Source organism: Roseibium polysiphoniae, assembly GCF_014842925.1.
GTDB lineage: Bacteria > Pseudomonadota > Alphaproteobacteria > Rhizobiales > Stappiaceae > Roseibium > Roseibium polysiphoniae.
The window spans coordinates 668,433-684,869 of record NZ_JACYXJ010000001.1 but is presented as its reverse complement, the minus strand read 5'-3'; the positions used below and the strand labels follow the sequence as shown (position 1 = coordinate 684,869).

The following is a 16,437-nucleotide window of genomic DNA, read 5'->3' as shown; positions in this document are numbered from 1 at the left end:
GCCGGGGACCCGGCTTCCCTTCGCAGCAGCTTTACGAGGGTAACCCTCAGGAAAGTGCCGATGCGAAGTCGTCGTAGCCGAAGCTACGGCAAACGTTTACAGACCCATCCAGTTCCTTAACGGCAATGGATGGCATCTTGACACCGTTGAACCAGTTTTTCTTGACCATCGTGTAACCGGCTGCATCCTGCATCGAGAGACGGTCGCCAGGCTTCAAGGGTTCCTCAAAACGAAACTCGCCAAAGATGTCTCCGGCAAGGCAGGATTTTCCGCAAATCATCCATTCTTCCGGTCCGGCATTCGGCAACACCTTGGCGGTTTCCCGGTAGATCAGCAAATCCAGCATGTGAGCCTCGATCGAACTGTCGACGATGGCCAGGTTCTTGCCATTGAACAACGTGTCGAGAACGGTCACCTCCAGTGTCGTCGAGCCGGTGATCGCCGCCTCGCCCGGCTCCAAGTAAACCTGTACCTCATTCTCACCGGCAAACCGCTTCAGCCGTTCCGCGAACTTCTCAAGCGGATAGCCCTCGCCCGTGAAGTGAATGCCGCCGCCCAGGCTGATCCAGTCCATCTGACGGATAAGAAACCCGAAGCGCTGTTCGATGTGGCTGAGCATGCCATCGAAGCGGTCGAAGTCATCGTTCTCACAGTTGTTGTGGAACATGAAACCGGAGACCCGGTCGATGACTTTCGCGATCTGATCAGGATCGTGTTCGCCAAGGCGCGAGAACGGACGCGCAGGATCCGCAAGGTCGAACTCGGATGTGGAGACGCCCGGATTGACGCGCAGGCCGCGAATGTGACTGGCCGATTGCCTGTCGAACCGCTCAAGCTGTCCGATGGTGTTGAACAGAATCTTGTCGGAAGAGGCGATGACCTCGTCGATTTCGTCATCCGCATAGGCGACCGAATAGGCGTGGGTTTCGCCCGGAAACTTTTCGCGGCCGAGCTTCACTTCATAAAGAGAGGATGACGTCGTGCCGTCCATATACTCGCTCATGAAATCAAACACGGACCAGGAGGCGAAACACTTCAGCGCCAGCAATGACTTGGCGCCCGAGTTTTCACGCAGCCAGGCAATCTTCTCCATGTTCGGCAGAAGCTTTGACTTGTCGATGAGGTAGTACGGCGTGGAGATCATCTCATGCCCTTCTGATATCGGCGCAACAGCGCGCAGCGAAAATCACGAAGGGCGCCGATTAGCGCGTCTGGCCGTCACACTCAACGGAAATCGACCCTTCCGCCTGCAAAATCCTCGTTCAGGTCAAGGACCAGCTGATGCATGAGAGGGCATCTGGAGCTCCATCCTGTATCGTCAACAGCTGAAAGGCGGCAGGAAGCCCGTCCCATCAGGCACTTGCACCGAGTAAAACGCTTGCGCTCGCTCTTTGGCGCAGTATAGCGTTTTGGCCGAGCTTTCCAGATTTTCAGCCCCTCCTTTCTCGTTAGCGCCCTGCATGATGGATGTCCTCAAAATAGCCCTCGGCAACCATCTCGTCGCGGCCGATCTACCGGAGGCTTTGACCTCGGGTCTGAAAGACACATTCGCGCGAGACTGGGCCCTGCCTGCTGATCCGGACACCCGGGCACCGATCTGCACTTTGCTAGAGGCAGTTGCCGCGCTCGCCCCGAACGAGGGCACCATTGGCCAGCTGGCATCGGCGCTTGTTCCGATCCTTCCAAAGCTTGTTTGGGTGGTCGACTACCCGGAGCACCCCGTGTTGAAGAAACGTTTCGGCCATGCCGTGCTGCACGTTAGCCCCGACCTCCTCATAGGTTGCAACATCCTCGCGGCGGAGACCGACTATCCGGCCCATAGGCACGCTGCGGATGAGCTTTATGTTCCTATGACGAATGGATCGACGGCTTACTGGCAGCAGACGGGACAAACGCGGCATGTTTCGCCCGGGGAGATTATCCGCCACGCTTCGCGAGAGGCGCATGCCATGAGAACCGGTGCAGAGCCGGTTTTGAACCTGTGGGTCCAGTTCGGGGAAGCACCAGGTGGCCCCACCTGGTTCACTTGAACGATGCGACCGCCTGCATTGGTACAGGAATGGTCAGGAATTCGCACAGATTTCCCACATGCATTCAACAGGCGTTCAACAAGCTTTCAACAGCTAGTCCTCAGGCTTTTCCACCGGACCACCGGCTTTGACCCAGTCAACAAATCCATCTTTCAGATGAGCACATTCAAAGCCCATGTCGTTCAAGGTGGCGGTCGTTAGGGCAGACCTCCAACCAGCGGCGCAGTGAAAGACAAAGGTTTTGGCCTCACCGAACACGTCCTTGAAATAGGGGCTCTCGGGATCGACCCAAAATTCAGCCATGCCGCGTGGACAGTGAAAACTGCCTGGAATGAAGCCAGAGCGTTGACGCTCACGAACATCGCGCAGATCGACAATCACCACATCAGGATCAACCATCATGGCGATGCCATCCTGAGTTTCCACCTCGCGGATGCGCGCGCGGGCCCTAGCCACCAGTTCGGCGGATGAGATCTTCAGCTTTGCCATGGGGCCTCCTCCTCAGGGGCGATTTAACTTGGGGCAATCTAAGACTTGCGGAATTCCGCAAGCACATGCGGGATCGTGCGATCCGGGCGAGCCAGCTCATAGTCTTGAAAGTGCTTCAATGTCAGGCCGTGATCCTCGAAGCTCCGCCACTCAGAGGGCATGAGAGGCCAAGGTGGCCCGTCCGCCTCACTGCCCTCTTCTCGCGTTCGACTGATCAGAAGCAACGTGCCGCCTGGCGCGACCAGTGACGCAATGGCCGGGATTGCGTCCGCACGAAGAGGATCTTTCATCGCCTGGATAGTATAGCACTCGTGAACGAGGTCGAAAGCGCCCTTCCAATCCTCCGGGAGCGCGAAGAGGTCGCCCGCGATATAATCGACTGCGCTTTGCGGAAAGCGCTTTTTCGCCCAAGCGATGGCCTCGCTGGCGAGATCAAAAGCCGAAGTCTTGTATCCAGCGGCAGCCAGCGCTTCGGCATTGTCACCAAGTCCGCAAGCCACATCGAGGGCGCGGCGTCCCTGGCCCGGATTTTTGGCGAGCCAATCCACAAGCACTGCCTTTGGCGCCAGATCCGCCCAAGGCACAGCCGCAGGATCGCCGCCCGCCTCCAGATAGACCGTTTCAAACCAGGCCTGACGATCTTCAGCGTCGCCGCCGGTTGCGCCAGTCAATCGATCATTCCGCTGCCTGGCGGCCTCGCGCCTTGCAAGAAAGTCGCCTGACTTAACATAGTCGTCGTTGTGCACGTTACACCCCTTCGATCCTAATCACGCCTTGAGTTCCCAGCCGCCGTTTTCACGCTGCCGCCAGTAGGTCACCTGAAAGCCCTCGGACTTTGCATCCTTCCAGCGCTGCCGTGCATCACCAAGCGCGTCTGGATCGTTGCCGTCGAACATATAGACGGCACGCTGATAGCCAGCCAGCGGCGGCGGCGCGGCCCTATCCACAAGAAACCGCACATCTGCGGCGTTCGGATTGTCTGCTTCGCTGGTCAGATAGATCGGTTGCTGTTCGGCAAAGCCGTCGGCCTTTGTTCCATGAGGCAGGAAGCTGTCGTCCTGAAACGTCCAAAGATGTGCATCAAGTGCCTCACATCTCTGCTGAGATCCAGCCTGCACGACAACCCGCCAATCGCGCTCAAGGCACTTTTGCAAAAGAGCAGGAAGGGCGGCTTCCAGCGGTTGGTGCATCAGATGATAGAAAAGCACGTCGACGGTCATGAACTTCTCAATTGCCTTCTTCAGCAGCGGACGCTTTCAAGATTCGCGTCCTCTCATGTCGCCACCGCGTCGATCACCCAAAGACCAAATATGCTCGATCCACGGGTGCGACAGCCAGATGTGATGCGGTTGCGCAACACATCGAAATGACCTTGCGGAATTGCGATTGCCAGCATGGACATGTGCCGCGAGTCGTATCATTAACCCTTCGCAAATGTCGATTAGCTAGAGAATTGACCAGGGATATTTCGTGAATCAAATCACGAAAGACGCTGGTCCGGCGTATCAACGGACACGACGTTTCGGGGGACTGAATGATTACGCGCGTTGTTGTGTTTTTTACACTCGTCTTTGCCATTGCAGGCGCTACTGCCAGCCTTGGCCTGGTTGTGACGGAAGAAGCCACGGCCTGCCAGGCCTACAAGACCTGCTAACCGAGCGTTCTTGTTGGCACCGAGCTAAACCAGACAGATTGAAAACCCGCCGTAACCGGCGGGTTTTTTGTTTCTGCGACCGGCTTACGCCTCGTAGAAATCGGCGACGAGACGATCCAGCAATCTAACGCCATACCCAGTCGCCCAGCTCTGGTTGATTTCATTCTTTGCAGGACCGAAGGCCATGCCTGCAATGTCGAGATGTGCCCAGGGAACATCATTTGCGAAGCGTTGCAGGAACTGGGCCGCGGTGATCGAACCCGCGGTCCGGCCGCCCGTGTTCTTCACGTCCGCATTGGGCGTGTCGATCAGCTTGTCGTAGTCCTTGCTGAGCGGCAGCCGCCATACGGTTTCTCCGGAGGCCTTGCCTGCGGCATCCAGCCTTTCAGCCAGCTCGTCATTGTTCGAGAAGACGCCCGCGTTGACATGACCAAGCGCCACAAGCACCGCGCCAGTCAGCGTTGCCAGGTCGATCATGAACGCCGGTTTGAAGCGATCCTGCGTGTACCAGAGCGCATCGGCAAGCACGAGGCGGCCCTCAGCATCCGTGTTGAGGATCTCGATGGTCGTGCCGGACATGGCGGTCAGGATGTCGCCTGGACGATAGGCATTGGCATCAGGCATGTTCTCAACCAGCCCAATGACGCCGATCACGTTGGCCTTGGCCTTGCGTGCAGCGAGGGCGTGCATAAGGCCCGTTACAGCCGCCGCGCCGCCCATATCGCCTTTCATTTCGTCCATACCAGCGCCGGGTTTGAGAGAGATGCCGCCCGTGTCAAACACGACCCCCTTGCCGACGAAGGCCAGCGGAGCCTCCCCCTTCTTGCCACCGTTCCAGCGCATGATCGCCAGGCGTGGTGGACGGACCGAGCCCTGTGCCACTCCGAGCAATGCGCCCATCTTGAGCTTCTTCATTTCCTTTTCGGTGAGGATCTCAACCTCGACGCCGAGTTTTTCGAGACCACTGGCCGTTTTGGCGAATTCCACCGGTCCAAGGTCATTTGGCGGAAGGTTGACCAGATCTCTCGCCAGGCACACCCCATTGGCCACGCCCTCACATGCCGACCAAGCCTTCTTGGCCGCCTTCACATCGTCAACGGCGATTTCCAGCTTGGTCGCAGTAGGCGCCTCGTCGTCCGCTTTTTTCGTCTTGTATGTGTCAAAAACATAAGAACGGAGCTTGGCGCCCATCGCGATGGTGGCAGCATCTTCCGCTGAGACGGGCTCATCGCCTGCAACATCCAACAGCAAGGTCGCCCTGTCGGCTTTCGCTCCTTTCAGGAGCGCCTGGACCGATCCGCCCAGTTTCAGCCAGTCCTCTTCGGCCAGTTCAGCAACATTGCCCAGCCCGACAAGAATAACCCGGTCAAGTTCCAGCCCGGCAGGTGCGATCAAATCCAGCGTCGTCAACTTCTTGCCGGTGAAGCCGCCGACCGAGGCCGCACGCTCCAGACCACCCGCCAGTCCACCCAAGAGCTCTGATGTCGCTGCGCCGAGCGTCAGTCCCTCGCCTGCCAGCAAAACAGCGACACCTGCCTTGGGCGCGCCCGACTTTACAAAAGTTACCTTGGTCAGTTTGGTCATTTTCATTCCCGATGATGCTTGGCCGGTGTGGTCGGCCATATTTCCCGCACAGATGGTGCAGAGGCTGTACATGATCATGGTGCCTTGCCCTGCGCTCGGCAAGTGCTGAGAAATTAATCAAGATTAACCAAGTTTGTTGGTGGGCCGTTCACCAAAAACCGTGTTATTGCGTTGAGAGCATTTGACTTCACTCATTCGGCCTGGTGCCGGTAACCGAGCGGCATGAAGACACTCGAGCGATACATCATCAAGCGCGCGTTTTTCGCCTTTGCCATGACACTGGCAGCGATGACGGGGGTGGTCTGGGCAACACAAGCCCTCCGGCAGCTTGATCTGGTCACCTCCAAAGGCCAGACCATCGTTCAGTTCATCAGCATCACAATGCTCGCGATGCCGTTCCTTGTGGTCATCGTGGCGCCCTTTGCGCTTATGATTTCGCTCATTCTCGTGTTGAACGCGCTTTCCAGCGACAGCGAGCTGATCGTCATCAATGCGACAGGCGGATCCCGCTATCTGGTGCTGAAACCAGTCATGATATTCGCCGTGTTCGTATTCGGGCTCAGCGCATCCATGTCGCTCTACTTCGCACCGCTTGGCCTTGGCGAGCTGCGTGAGGAAATTGCGAGGGTGCGCGCAGATCTGATCGCGAACATCGTCAAGCCCGGGCGCTTCATCACGGTCGAGGATGGATTGACGTTCCACATTCGCAACAGGTCGGGCAACGGCAATCTTGATGGCCTTCTGCTGCACGACACCCGTGATGAGGAAACCGCATTTACGTACCAGGCTGAAACGGGCCAGATCATCGAAGCTGCAGACCGGACGCTCCTGGTCATGCAGAACGGTACGATACAACGCCGTCCGAAGGCCGAAGGCGACATTTCCATCGTCCGCTTTCAGTCTTACGCCTTTGATCTTTCCAATCTGATCCCGGAAGCTTCCGACCCGGTTTTCAAGGCGAGCGAACGGTCCACGCGAAACCTGATGGACCCGGATCCAGATGACGGCTATGCCAACGAGCATCCAGACAAATTGCAAACCGAGTTGCACGAGCGGTTCAGTCAGCCGCTCTACTGCCTCGCCTTCGCGTTGATTGTGTTTGCGTTCCTCGGGCGGGCGCGCACGACACGCCAGAACCGTTCCGTCGCCGTTCTGGCATCCATATGCGCTTGCATTGCGCTGAGGACAGCCGGCTTTGGCATCACTGCCATCACCGGGGCCAACTCCACGCTTCTGACCATGCTCTATTTCGTGCCGACTGCCGGTATTGTGCTGGCGCTCTGGGCGATCATGCGCGACGAGCACATGCCGATGCCGCGCTGGATCAGGGAATCTGTCGACCGCCTCTCGATGATGATCGACAAGATCGCCGCGCGTTTGAATGGTCAAAGCACCGGCGGAGCGTCATAAGCCATGATCCTCGGCCGGACTCTTGGACTTTATTTTTCGGGTCGTTTTTTAAAGGCGATCCTGGGGCTTTTTCTGCTCGCGACAGTCCTGATCTTTCTGTTCGACGTCCTTGAACTTGTTCGGCGCGGGGGAGACCGGGATGGCTTTTCGGTCCTTCGCGTCAGTCTGATCTCGCTGTTGCGCGTTCCCCTTTTGCTCGAACAGGTGATCCCTTTTGCCGTTCTCTTTGGGTCCATAGCCGCCTTTGTGAGCCTCAGTCGCGCCCTCGAACTCGTTGTCACCCGTGCCGCCGGCATCTCCGTTTGGCAGTTCACGCTGCCAGCGCTTCTGGTCGGCCTCGTGCTCGGCATCCTTTCCATCACGGTTTACAATCCGGCCGCGGTCTGGCTGCAGCAGAAATCGGACGAGGCGGCGGCGGGACTGTTTGGCTCAGACCAGGGACTGCTGCTGCAGACGACGGGAGATGTCTGGGTCCGGCAAGATGGCCTTGACGGAGAGTCGGTCATGCTCGCAAAGCAGCTGCTCAATGGCGGCGAGCAACTCTTGACCGTGACGATTTTCACCTTCGACCGGACCGGCACATTTCAAGAGCGCATCGAGGCGAGCGAGGCGCGATTGGGCAATCAGATCTGGTATCTCAAGGATGCAACGGTCTACACCACCGAGCGTGATCCACAGACCTACGGAAGCTACGAGGTCAGCACCTACCTGACCGCCACAGAGGTGCGCGAGAGCATCGGATCACCCGAATCAATTTCATTCTGGAACCTTCCACGCTTCATCGAGTTGGCGCGAAACGCCGGATTGCCGGCCTACCGGTATGCCCTGCAATATCAAACTCTTCTCGCCCGTCCCCTGCTTTTGATGGCAATGATTTTGATCGCAGCGGCGGTTTCTTTGAGGGTTTCGCGTTTTGGAGGTCTCGGCGGAATGATTCTGGGTGGAATCATCGCTGGCTTCGTGCTTTACGTTCTATCTGAGCTCGCGAAGGACTTTGGGGGAGCGGGCATCGTCCCGCCCACAGTCGCAGCGTGGGCTCCGGGGATTTTTGGAGTGCTTATGGGGCTTACCATCCTGTTGAATCAGGAAGATGGGTGAAGAACGCGTGATTTGTCCTTCGAACATTTTTCCTGGACCGGATGCACGGTTGACCGCGCGCGGGAAGCGAACCGCAGCGCGAACCCTTTCGCTCAGCCTCACTCTCACTATTTCGCTTTTTGCAGCAGGCGCTGCTGGTTACAGCACACCAGCGCGCGCCCAGAGCAGCATAACTGACACGCTTGCAAGCCAGGTCAGTGCAGATGCGCAGATGATGCTGGAATCCGCCCAGATCACCTATGACTTCGACCGCGACGTCATTGTCGCATCGGGCAATGTCCAGGTGTTCTACGACGGTTATACGGTCGAAGCTCAACAGATCGTCTTCAACCGCGGGACACAGACGTTGACCGCCCGTGGCAATGTGGTGATGACGGAGCCTAACGGAACGGTCGCCCAGTCTCAGGAAATGATCCTGTCAGAGGATCTCGCCGAGGGTTTTGCCCGGGCGCTTCAGATTGACACGCCGGAGCGCACCCGCTTCCTGGCCGAACAGGCGAGCCGCACTGACGGCAATGTCACGACTTTCGAAAATGGCGTCTATACGGTCTACACCAAACCGACCAATCCGCCGGACAAGCCCCCCTTGTGGCGTATTCGGGCGGCCAAGATCATTCACGACGAAAAAGAACGGACAATCTACTACGAAGATGCGTCGCTGGAGTTCTTCGGAACCCCCATCGCTTACGCGCCGTTCTTTTCGATGCCGGATCCAACCGTCAAGCGCAAATCGGGTTTCCTTATGCCCGGTGGCATCGTGTCGGACAGTCTTGGTTATGGGGTCACTGTTCCCTATTATTGGGCGCTCAGTCCCAATTACGACCTGACGACGACCCTGTCACCGATGACCAAGCAGGGTCTGCTCGGCGAAGCCTCCTTCCGTCACAGGCTTGTATCCGGGTCCTATACGATTGCCGCAGCCGGGCTGTTTCAGGCACGCCCATCCGAATTCGCCAACACCAGTGGTGACGGACGCTGGCGCGGAGCCGTCAAGACCACAGGTAATTTCAAGCTTTCGGAAAACTGGGATTACGGCTGGAACCTGACCTACAAGAGCGACCGTGTTTTCCTGGAGGACTACTCAGCGGTTGGCTTCGATGACAACGGCGAAACCTCTGAGATCTATCTAGAAGGTAATACCGTTCGCAATGGACTGACGTTCCGTGGCTATGCTTTCTCGCTCTCACAGGAAGACTACACCGGCGACGCGGACAACGACCCCAGCTCGGACTTTTCGCCACTTGGGCAGTCCCTTCAGGACAAGCAGCCATTTGTGTTGCCTGTAATCGACTATGACTACGTCTTCTCAGACCCGATTGTCGGTGGTGAATTGTCCTTGACAAGCAATTTCACCTCTCTGACGCGCGCAGAGACGGATGCGTTCCAGGCAACAGGTTCTGATGTTGACCAGTTCCGGGGTGTCGATGGGACCTTCTCTCGTCTTTCGATGCAAGGCGAGTGGCGCCGGACGTTCATCGATCCGCTCGGCCAGGTCTTCACACCTTTTGCCTATGTTCGCGGTGACCTTTTCTTCCTCGCCTCGGCCGACGAGGATGTAAACGCCCTTACTGGCGAAACGTTTGTTGGCCGTGCGATGCCAGCCGCCGGTCTTGAGTACCGCTATCCCTTTATCGCCACATTCGATGGCGGCAACCAGATCCTTGAACCGGTCGCTCAGATCGTGGTTCGCCCGAATGAACAGCGGATCGGCGAACTGCCAAACGAAGACGCCCAAAGTATCGTTTTCGATGCGACGACGCTCTTTGACTATGACAAATTTTCCGGTTTCGACCGGGCCGAAGGCGGATCACGGGTCAACGTGGGTTTGAACTACAAACTGCAGCTGAACAGCGGATACTATCTGAGCGCCTTGTTCGGACGCTCCTACCAGATCGCCGGCGAAAATTCCTATGCGACCTCCGACATCCTTGGGGCGACGTTGGATTCGGGTCTCGAAACCGATCAATCAGACTATGTCAGCAGCCTCTATCTGGACACGCAGTACGGCGTCAGGGTCGGAGCCCAGGCTCGGTTCGACAACGAGGATTTCCAGATCCGCCGGTTTGAAGCACAAGCAACCGGCACCTATGGCCCAGTGGTCTCGTCGATCGCATACGCCTTCCTTGACGCCCAGCCGAGCCTGGGGATCGACGACCCGCGCGAAGAAGTCCTTGGCTCTGCGAGCTTGCGACTGAAAGAGAACTGGCGCGTATTCGGGTCACTGCGCTACGACATTGAAAACTTCGACATGGTCCAGGACGGTTTCGGGCTTGGCTATGACGACGAAGGCTTCTCAGTGTCGCTGTCCTATGCCGAGGACCGAAGCCGGAACAACGACGAAGAGGTCGACCGGACCATCTATCTTCGGGTTGGACTGCGCACGATTGGCAACACGCAGGTTTCGTCCGGCGTTCAATAAAAAAGATGGCCGGCACTTCTATTTCCGGACTTTGCCAAGTTTCCGACACATCCGTGCGTCCTAAAGAGGGCATTCTTTGAATTTGCCGTCAGTTTGTGCAAGATCATCGGCAACATAAAACGTGAGTCATCAGGCCGCTTTGTCGGCGCGGACAGGGTTTCAATGCGCTTCAGGTTCCTAACTCTTTTTCTTCCGATTGTCCTCATGGGCACCCCGTTGCCGAGCGTTGTTGCCCAGACCTCAATCAAGGTCATCGTCAACGATGAGGCAATCACCTCCTATGACATTCAACAGCGGGCGCGCCTGATTACGATGACGCAGCGCAAGGGCGGCGCGACGGCACGGCGCATGGCGGAGCAGGAGCTGATTGACGACAAGTTGAAGCTGACCGAAGCGGCCCGTGTTCGCATTTCCGTCTCTGACAGTCAGATCAATGGCGCCTACGGCAACATTGCTCGAAACGTGAAGATGAGCCAGTCGCAGTTGTCGAACGCACTGCGCCGGGGCGGCGTCAATCCGCAAACGCTCAAGGACCGCCTCAAGGCACAACTTGCATGGTCACAGGTCGTGAGACGCCGCTTCCAGGCCGAGGTAAAGGTCACGGAATCCGACGTTATTGCGGCGTTGCGCAAGTCTGACAAGAAAGACCAGAATACGAGTATCGAATATGATCTGAAGCAGGTCATCGTGGTTGTTCCAAAGAAGGCCAGCGGCGGCTTCAAATCCAAGCGCAAGCGCGAGAGCGATCAAATTCGCAAGGCCTTCAACGGCTGTGAACAAGCCGGCTCTGTTCTTGGACAATACAGCGAAGTTGTTTTGCGCCCGGTTGGGCGCCGGCTCGAGACCGAGTTGCCGGAAAATATGCGCGATAGCGTCAACGACACCGAACCAGGGCGCTTGACGAAGCCCCAGCAGACCGGTCGTGGCTACGAAATGATCGCGGTCTGCAGCAAGCGGGAAATTCAGTCTGACATCGCGGCACGAACCGAGATGGAAAGCGAGCTGCGCGCGAAGGAAGGCGAAGCCCTGTCCCGCCGCTACCTGATGGACCTGCGTCGGCGTGCCACGATCGTAGAGCGCTAAGCCGATGGTGTCCGTCAAGACGCCGCTGGCCGTGACATGCGGCGAGCCGGCAGGAATTGGGCCAGATATCACTCTGATGTCCTGGGCCGCGCGCAAGACGCTTTCACTTCCCACGTTCTACTTGCGTGGCGATCCAGGTTTCATTGGACGCCGAGCACGGCGCCTGGGCCTTGACGTTCCGGTCCAGGTTGTGGAACCGGAAGAAGCGATAGGCTGCTTTTCCAAGTATCTGCCCGTGGTGGCGACCGGTGATCCGGTGGATGATCGGCCCGGCGAAGAGGCTGAGGAAACGGCTCACGCTGTGATCGCCTCGATCGAAGCTTCAGTCCAGGATGTTCGTGAAGGCCGGGCGGGAGGTGTTGTCACCAACCCGATCAACAAGGCTGCACTTTACAGTGCCGGCTTCACCTATCCCGGCCACACCGAATTTCTCGGGCATCTCGCCAACACGCATTGGCCTGATGGCCCGTACCTGCCTGTCATGATGATCGCCGGACCCGAACTGATGGTTGTACCGATCACCATCCATATTGCCCTCAAGGACGTTCCCTTAGCGCTCACTGAAGACCTTATTGTCGAAACCGGACGTATCACTGCAAACGACATGAAAACGCGCTTTGGCTTCTCGGCACCTCGCCTCGCCTTCTGCGGCCTCAATCCGCATGCCGGTGAGAATGGCGCCATGGGCACGGAAGACCAGTCTGTCATTGCGCCGGCGCTCGAGAGATTGCGCTCCGAAGGCATCGACGTCACGGGCCCCTTGCCCGCCGACACAATGTTCCACCCGCAAGCCCGTCAGCAGTATGACTGCGCACTTGGCATGTATCATGATCAGGTTCTGGTGCCTGCCAAGACCATTGGCTTCGATGAATCCGTCAACGTGACACTCGGCCTGCCCTTCGTCAGAACATCTCCCGATCACGGAACGGCCTACGCATTGGCCGGCAGCGGCAAGGCCCGGCCGGACAGCTTCGCCGCGTCGCTTCGCATGGCTGCTGTCCTTTCTGATCCGAGCACCCTTTGATGGCTCAGATTGACGACCTTCCTCCTCTTCGTGAGGTCATTGCGACCCACAGCCTTGATGCGCGAAAATCACTGGGACAGAACTTTCTTCTCGATCTCAACCTCACATCCAGAATTGCGCGGGCAGCCGCTCCGCTTGATGACTGTACCATTCTGGAGATTGGACCCGGACCGGGGGGCCTCACGCGTGCGCTTCTTGCCGCTGGTGCCAAACGTGTCATAGCCATCGAGAAAGACACGCGCTGCCTGCCGGCTCTGTCAGAGATTTCCAGCTACTATGATGGCCGCCTCGAAGTCATCGAAGGCGATGCATTGAAAATCGATCCGGTTGCCCTTGCCGGAGGTGACAAGATCAAGATCGTTGCCAATCTTCCCTATAATGTGGGAACGCAACTTCTGCTCAATTGGATCACCACCGAGGACTGGCCGCCTTTCTGGACCTCCCTGACCTTGATGTTCCAGAAGGAAGTCGGTGAGCGGATCGTCGCCCAGCCCGGTTCCAAAGCCTATGGGCGGCTGGCTGTGCTTGCGGGATGGCGGACCACGGGCGGCATGCTCTTCGACCTTAACCCGAAGGCATTCACGCCACCGCCCAAGGTCACGTCGACGGTTGTTCAGCTCATGCCGCGGGAAAAACCTTTTGCCTGTTCGAGGAAAATGCTCGAGAAAGTCACGGCGGCTGCTTTCGGCCAGCGACGCAAAATGCTGCGTGCCAGCCTCAAGTCACTCGGAGGCCCGGCGGATGACTTGATCGAAGCGGCCGGCCTCACGCCCACCGCACGGGCAGAGGAAATAGACGTCGAAGGCTTTGTAAGGCTCGCAAACTGCTATGCAGAACGCTAGCGCCCCCGTGTCAGCGCGTCCTGCAGGTCGTCAACCATACCGTTCATCAGTTTGGCGACAGCCCCAGAGCGCTTCTGCTTTAGGCGTTCTGCCCTGAGGATCGAACGTACGTTCTCATAAGCGCGTTCAAGGTCCTCATTGACGACCACATAGTCGTATTTCGACCAGTGGCGCATCTCTCCGACCGCCGTTTCCAGACGGCGCATGATGACCTCTTCCGGGTCTTCTCCGCGACCACGCAGCCGCGCCTTCATCTCGTCGATAGACGGAGGAAGAATGAAGACAGAGACAACGTCCTCACGCATCTTTTCATAGAGTTGGAACGTGCCCTGAATATCAATGTCGAAGAGGATGTCCTTGCCGGTCTCGATGGTCTTCTCGACGGGACCGCGAGGTGTCGCATAGAAATTGCCGTGAACCTCGGCCCATTCCAGAAGCTCGCCACGTTCCTTCATCTCCTCAAACGCTTCAGGCGTGCGGAAATGATAGTGAACGCCATCCAGCTCGTTGGAGCGACGCGGGCGGGTCGTGACAGAGATCGAGAGGTCCAGATTGTCTTCCCGCTCCAGAAGCATGCGGGCAATCGTCGATTTGCCCGCGCCCGAGGGCGACGAGAGGACCAGCATCAGGCCGCGCCGCTCTCGCTCGGCCTGATCAGCACTGACCATCGTGCTTGCCTTTTCAGCCGGTGTCTCGGACATGGCCCTACTCCAGGTTCTGTATCTGCTCGCGCATCTGGTCGATGACGGCCTTGAGGTCAAGACCGATGGCCGTCAGCTCAACGTCATTCGATTTCGAGCAAAGCGTATTGGTCTCGCGATTGAATTCCTGCGCCAGGAAATCGAGACGCCGGCCAATGGCACCACCGGCAGAGAGCAGTTCGCGTACGGCATCCACATGAGCGTGAAGCCGATCAATCTCTTCACGAATATCAGCCTTCGTTGCGAGAATTGCCGCCTCCTGATGAAGACGCTGCGGGTCCAATGCACCGCCTGCCGCATCCAGCAACTCGGCAACCTGCGCAGAAAGGCGTGCCTTGATCGCTTCAGGCTGGCGAGAGGGCAACCCCTCGGCTCGACCCGTCAAACTCGCAACCGTGTCGATCTGCTGTGTGATGATGGCGTTGATGGCAGCGCCTTCACTCCGGCGCATGGCCACAAGTTCATCGAGCGCCCAATCAAGGCTTTCCAGCAGTGCCACGAACATGGCCGCCCGGGTTTCCTCATCGTCTTCCTGCTCCTTAAGCTCGAAGACGCCCTTTTGTGCCAGAATACCGTCAAGGGTTGGAGGGGCAACGTCGGGAACACGCGACCGCAGCAACTCAATTGCTTCCAGAACAGATTCCAGGGCGCTCTCATTCACAGTCAGGGCTGCTTCACCCTCATCGCGCTTCATGGACAGGCCGACGGAAACGTTGCCGCGTTTGAGAACCTTCGCGCATCGTTCACGGATCTTTTGTTCGAGATTCTCCAGGCCCGCGGGAATACGGATCCTGACGTCGAGGTTCTTGCCGTTGACGGACCTCAGTTCCCAAGTCCAGCGGACGACGCCTGCTTCGCCCTGAATGCGGGCAAATCCTGTCATACTGGCAAGCGTCATATCGTTCTCCACTTAGTTCGATTGCGAAGCCGGCTGGTTCTTTTCGGCCTCACGCCGTTCTCGCTCAATCTGCCGCCATTTGCGCACGTTCGCCTGATGTTGCTCATAGGTCTCAGCGAAGATATGCCCGCCGGTGCCGTCTGCGACGAAGTAGAGATCCTTGGTGCGAGATGGATTTGCTACTGCTTCCATAGCTGCCCGGCCGGGATTGCCAATGGGACCTGGCGGCAAACCATTGATCTGATAGGTGTTGTAAGGGGTTTCTTTTCTCAGCTCGGATTGCTTGATCGCTGACCGATCTTTCAACCAGGCTTCACCACCATGGATACCGTACAGGATCGTCGGGTCGGACTGCAGTCGCATGTTGCGATTGAGCCGGTTGACGAAGACACCTGCCACACGTGGACGCTCATCCGCCTTGGCCGTTTCCTTCTCGACGATGCTTGCCAGGATCACCAATTCTTCCGGCGACGCGATCGGGAGGTCCTCGCTGCGGCGCTCCCAAATTTCAGACAACAGAGCGCTCTGGGCCTCCGTCATCTGATCGATGATCTGCTGACGGGAACTGCCGCGAGTAAACGTGTACGTCTCTGGCAGGAGTGCGCCTTCTTCCGGAATCTCTGTGATTTCGCCCACAAGGACCGGGTGGGAGCGAACGCGCTCGAGGATCTGCGCCGTCGACCAGCCCTCTGGCACCGTCACCGAGTGGGTCACGGCATTGCCCTCAACCAGATCAGTCATGACATCCTGCATGCTGGTTCCGGCCTTGAAGGCATATTCACCGGCCTTCAGTTTCGTTGCGTTCTTGTAGAACCGCACGCCCGCATTAAAGACCAACTCATCAACGAGCGTGTCCTCGATAACGTTTTGGGCCTTCAACCGCTCGGTGATGCCTGAAAGACCTGAACCGGAGGCGATGACAACCGTACTGTCCTCCGTGAGGGGACCTGCCTGCTCGAAGACCTGCTTGCCGAAATAGAGCGCTGCGCCGGCGCCAAGCAGCGACAGCACCGTGATCGAGATCACCATATTGATCAGGATCACGACTGGATTTCGCACGTGGCGTGAGCGCGGCGGGGGTCCCGGCGCTGGTTCCGGCTGGATCGCTTCGCGCGGGCTTTTCGGCTTGATGCGCATCTAAAACGCTCCTTCTGATAAGTCCGGATCAGATCCGGTCGACCACTCCGGCGCAGCTCATCAAATAC

Annotated in this window: 15 protein-coding genes; 7 read left to right on the top strand and 8 right to left on the bottom strand. The window is 57.8% G+C overall.

Annotated features, from left to right (window positions below):
* Nucleotides 1-46 precede the first annotated feature (46 nt).
* Nucleotides 47-1,144: a carboxynorspermidine decarboxylase gene (locus IG617_RS03155; protein ID WP_209008226.1), complete on the bottom strand. Its 1,098-nt coding sequence runs from the start codon at nucleotides 1,142-1,144 to the stop codon at nucleotides 47-49.
* Nucleotides 1,145-1,460: 316 nt separating this feature from the next.
* Here IG617_RS03155 and IG617_RS03150 point away from each other — a divergent pair, with 316 nt between their 5' ends.
* On the top strand, nucleotides 1,461-2,030 hold the full coding sequence (locus IG617_RS03150; protein WP_192107193.1) for a dimethylsulfonioproprionate lyase family protein: 570 nt from the start codon (nucleotides 1,461-1,463) through the stop codon (nucleotides 2,028-2,030).
* A 93-nt stretch (nucleotides 2,031-2,123) separates the two neighbouring features.
* Here the strand turns inward: IG617_RS03150 and IG617_RS03145 are convergent, their stop codons facing one another.
* The 4 genes from IG617_RS03145 to IG617_RS03130 form a co-directional block, all read right to left on the bottom strand.
* Complete coding sequence (locus IG617_RS03145; protein WP_192107191.1) at nucleotides 2,124-2,519, bottom strand: rhodanese-like domain-containing protein; 396 nt, start codon at nucleotides 2,517-2,519, stop codon at nucleotides 2,124-2,126.
* Between the two features lie 38 nt (nucleotides 2,520-2,557).
* Nucleotides 2,558-3,190, bottom strand: a complete 633-nt coding sequence (locus tag IG617_RS03140) for a class I SAM-dependent methyltransferase (RefSeq protein ID WP_209008225.1) — start codon at nucleotides 3,188-3,190, stop codon at nucleotides 2,558-2,560.
* Nucleotides 3,191-3,286: 96 nt separating this feature from the next.
* Nucleotides 3,287-3,739 (bottom strand): DNA polymerase III subunit chi, encoded by a 453-nt coding sequence (locus IG617_RS03135; RefSeq protein WP_192107186.1) that lies wholly within the window; start codon nucleotides 3,737-3,739, stop codon nucleotides 3,287-3,289.
* 518 nt (nucleotides 3,740-4,257) lie between these two features.
* Nucleotides 4,258-5,757: a leucyl aminopeptidase gene (locus IG617_RS03130; RefSeq protein WP_192107184.1), complete on the bottom strand. Its 1,500-nt coding sequence runs from the start codon at nucleotides 5,755-5,757 to the stop codon at nucleotides 4,258-4,260.
* A 222-nt stretch (nucleotides 5,758-5,979) separates the two neighbouring features.
* Between IG617_RS03130 and lptF the strand changes: the two genes are divergently transcribed.
* The 6 genes from lptF to rsmA all read left to right on the top strand — a co-directional run bounded on the left by lptF (nucleotide 5,980) and on the right by rsmA (nucleotide 13,633).
* Nucleotides 5,980-7,167 (top strand): LPS export ABC transporter permease LptF, encoded by a 1,188-nt coding sequence (gene lptF, locus IG617_RS03125; RefSeq protein WP_192107181.1) that lies wholly within the window; start codon nucleotides 5,980-5,982, stop codon nucleotides 7,165-7,167.
* A 3-nt stretch (nucleotides 7,168-7,170) separates the two neighbouring features.
* The gene (lptG, locus tag IG617_RS03120) at nucleotides 7,171-8,265 is read left to right on the top strand and encodes an LPS export ABC transporter permease LptG (RefSeq protein ID WP_192107179.1); all 1,095 of its coding nucleotides are present in this window, start codon (nucleotides 7,171-7,173) and stop codon (nucleotides 8,263-8,265) included.
* A 49-nt stretch (nucleotides 8,266-8,314) separates the two neighbouring features.
* Entirely contained in the window at nucleotides 8,315-10,684 is a 2,370-nt protein-coding gene (locus tag IG617_RS03115) for an LPS-assembly protein LptD (RefSeq protein ID WP_209008224.1), read from the top strand.
* Between the two features lie 162 nt (nucleotides 10,685-10,846).
* Nucleotides 10,847-11,767, top strand: a complete 921-nt coding sequence (locus IG617_RS03110; RefSeq protein ID WP_192107175.1) for a peptidylprolyl isomerase — start codon at nucleotides 10,847-10,849, stop codon at nucleotides 11,765-11,767.
* 4 nt (nucleotides 11,768-11,771) lie between these two features.
* Nucleotides 11,772-12,791, top strand: a complete 1,020-nt coding sequence (gene pdxA / locus IG617_RS03105; RefSeq protein ID WP_192107173.1) for a 4-hydroxythreonine-4-phosphate dehydrogenase PdxA — start codon at nucleotides 11,772-11,774, stop codon at nucleotides 12,789-12,791.
* Nucleotides 12,791-13,633 (top strand): 16S rRNA (adenine(1518)-N(6)/adenine(1519)-N(6))-dimethyltransferase RsmA, encoded by an 843-nt coding sequence (rsmA, locus tag IG617_RS03100; protein WP_192107171.1) that lies wholly within the window; start codon nucleotides 12,791-12,793, stop codon nucleotides 13,631-13,633. The genes pdxA and rsmA overlap by 1 nt, the downstream gene beginning before the upstream one ends.
* On the opposite strand, the gene gmk is transcribed toward rsmA, so the two are convergent.
* Genes gmk through mltG form a run of 3 tightly spaced genes read right to left on the bottom strand, consistent with a single transcriptional unit; the run spans nucleotide 13,630 to nucleotide 16,369 of the window.
* Nucleotides 13,630-14,334, bottom strand: a complete 705-nt coding sequence (gene gmk / locus IG617_RS03095) for a guanylate kinase (protein ID WP_192107169.1) — start codon at nucleotides 14,332-14,334, stop codon at nucleotides 13,630-13,632. The two genes, rsmA and gmk, sit on opposite strands and share 4 nt — an antisense overlap.
* A gap of 4 nt (nucleotides 14,335-14,338) precedes the next feature.
* On the bottom strand, nucleotides 14,339-15,232 hold the full coding sequence (locus IG617_RS03090; protein ID WP_192107167.1) for a YicC/YloC family endoribonuclease: 894 nt from the start codon (nucleotides 15,230-15,232) through the stop codon (nucleotides 14,339-14,341).
* A gap of 12 nt (nucleotides 15,233-15,244) precedes the next feature.
* Nucleotides 15,245-16,369: an endolytic transglycosylase MltG gene (mltG, locus tag IG617_RS03085; RefSeq protein WP_192107165.1), complete on the bottom strand. Its 1,125-nt coding sequence runs from the start codon at nucleotides 16,367-16,369 to the stop codon at nucleotides 15,245-15,247.
* Nucleotides 16,370-16,437 lie beyond the last annotated feature (68 nt).

Excerpts from the sequence above, each read along its gene's own strand:
- IG617_RS03155 (WP_209008226.1), bottom strand. The coding sequence starts at position 1,144 with ATGATCTCCACGCCGTACTACCTCATCGACAAGTCAAAGCTTCTGCCG.
- IG617_RS03150 (WP_192107193.1), top strand. The coding sequence starts at position 1,461 with ATGATGGATGTCCTCAAAATAGCCCTCGGCAACCATCTCGTCGCGGCC.
- IG617_RS03145 (WP_192107191.1), bottom strand. The coding sequence starts at position 2,519 with ATGGCAAAGCTGAAGATCTCATCCGCCGAACTGGTGGCTAGGGCCCGC.
- IG617_RS03135 (WP_192107186.1), bottom strand. The coding sequence starts at position 3,739 with ATGACCGTCGACGTGCTTTTCTATCATCTGATGCACCAACCGCTGGAA.
- IG617_RS03130 (WP_192107184.1), bottom strand. The coding sequence starts at position 5,757 with ATGACCAAACTGACCAAGGTAACTTTTGTAAAGTCGGGCGCGCCCAAG.
- lptF (WP_192107181.1), top strand. The coding sequence starts at position 5,980 with ATGAAGACACTCGAGCGATACATCATCAAGCGCGCGTTTTTCGCCTTT.
- lptG (WP_192107179.1), top strand. The coding sequence starts at position 7,171 with ATGATCCTCGGCCGGACTCTTGGACTTTATTTTTCGGGTCGTTTTTTA.
- IG617_RS03110 (WP_192107175.1), top strand. The coding sequence starts at position 10,847 with ATGCGCTTCAGGTTCCTAACTCTTTTTCTTCCGATTGTCCTCATGGGC.
- pdxA (WP_192107173.1), top strand. The coding sequence starts at position 11,772 with ATGGTGTCCGTCAAGACGCCGCTGGCCGTGACATGCGGCGAGCCGGCA.
- rsmA (WP_192107171.1), top strand. The coding sequence starts at position 12,791 with ATGGCTCAGATTGACGACCTTCCTCCTCTTCGTGAGGTCATTGCGACC.
- gmk (WP_192107169.1), bottom strand. The coding sequence starts at position 14,334 with ATGTCCGAGACACCGGCTGAAAAGGCAAGCACGATGGTCAGTGCTGAT.
- IG617_RS03090 (WP_192107167.1), bottom strand. The coding sequence starts at position 15,232 with ATGACGCTTGCCAGTATGACAGGATTTGCCCGCATTCAGGGCGAAGCA.
- mltG (WP_192107165.1), bottom strand. The coding sequence starts at position 16,369 with ATGCGCATCAAGCCGAAAAGCCCGCGCGAAGCGATCCAGCCGGAACCA.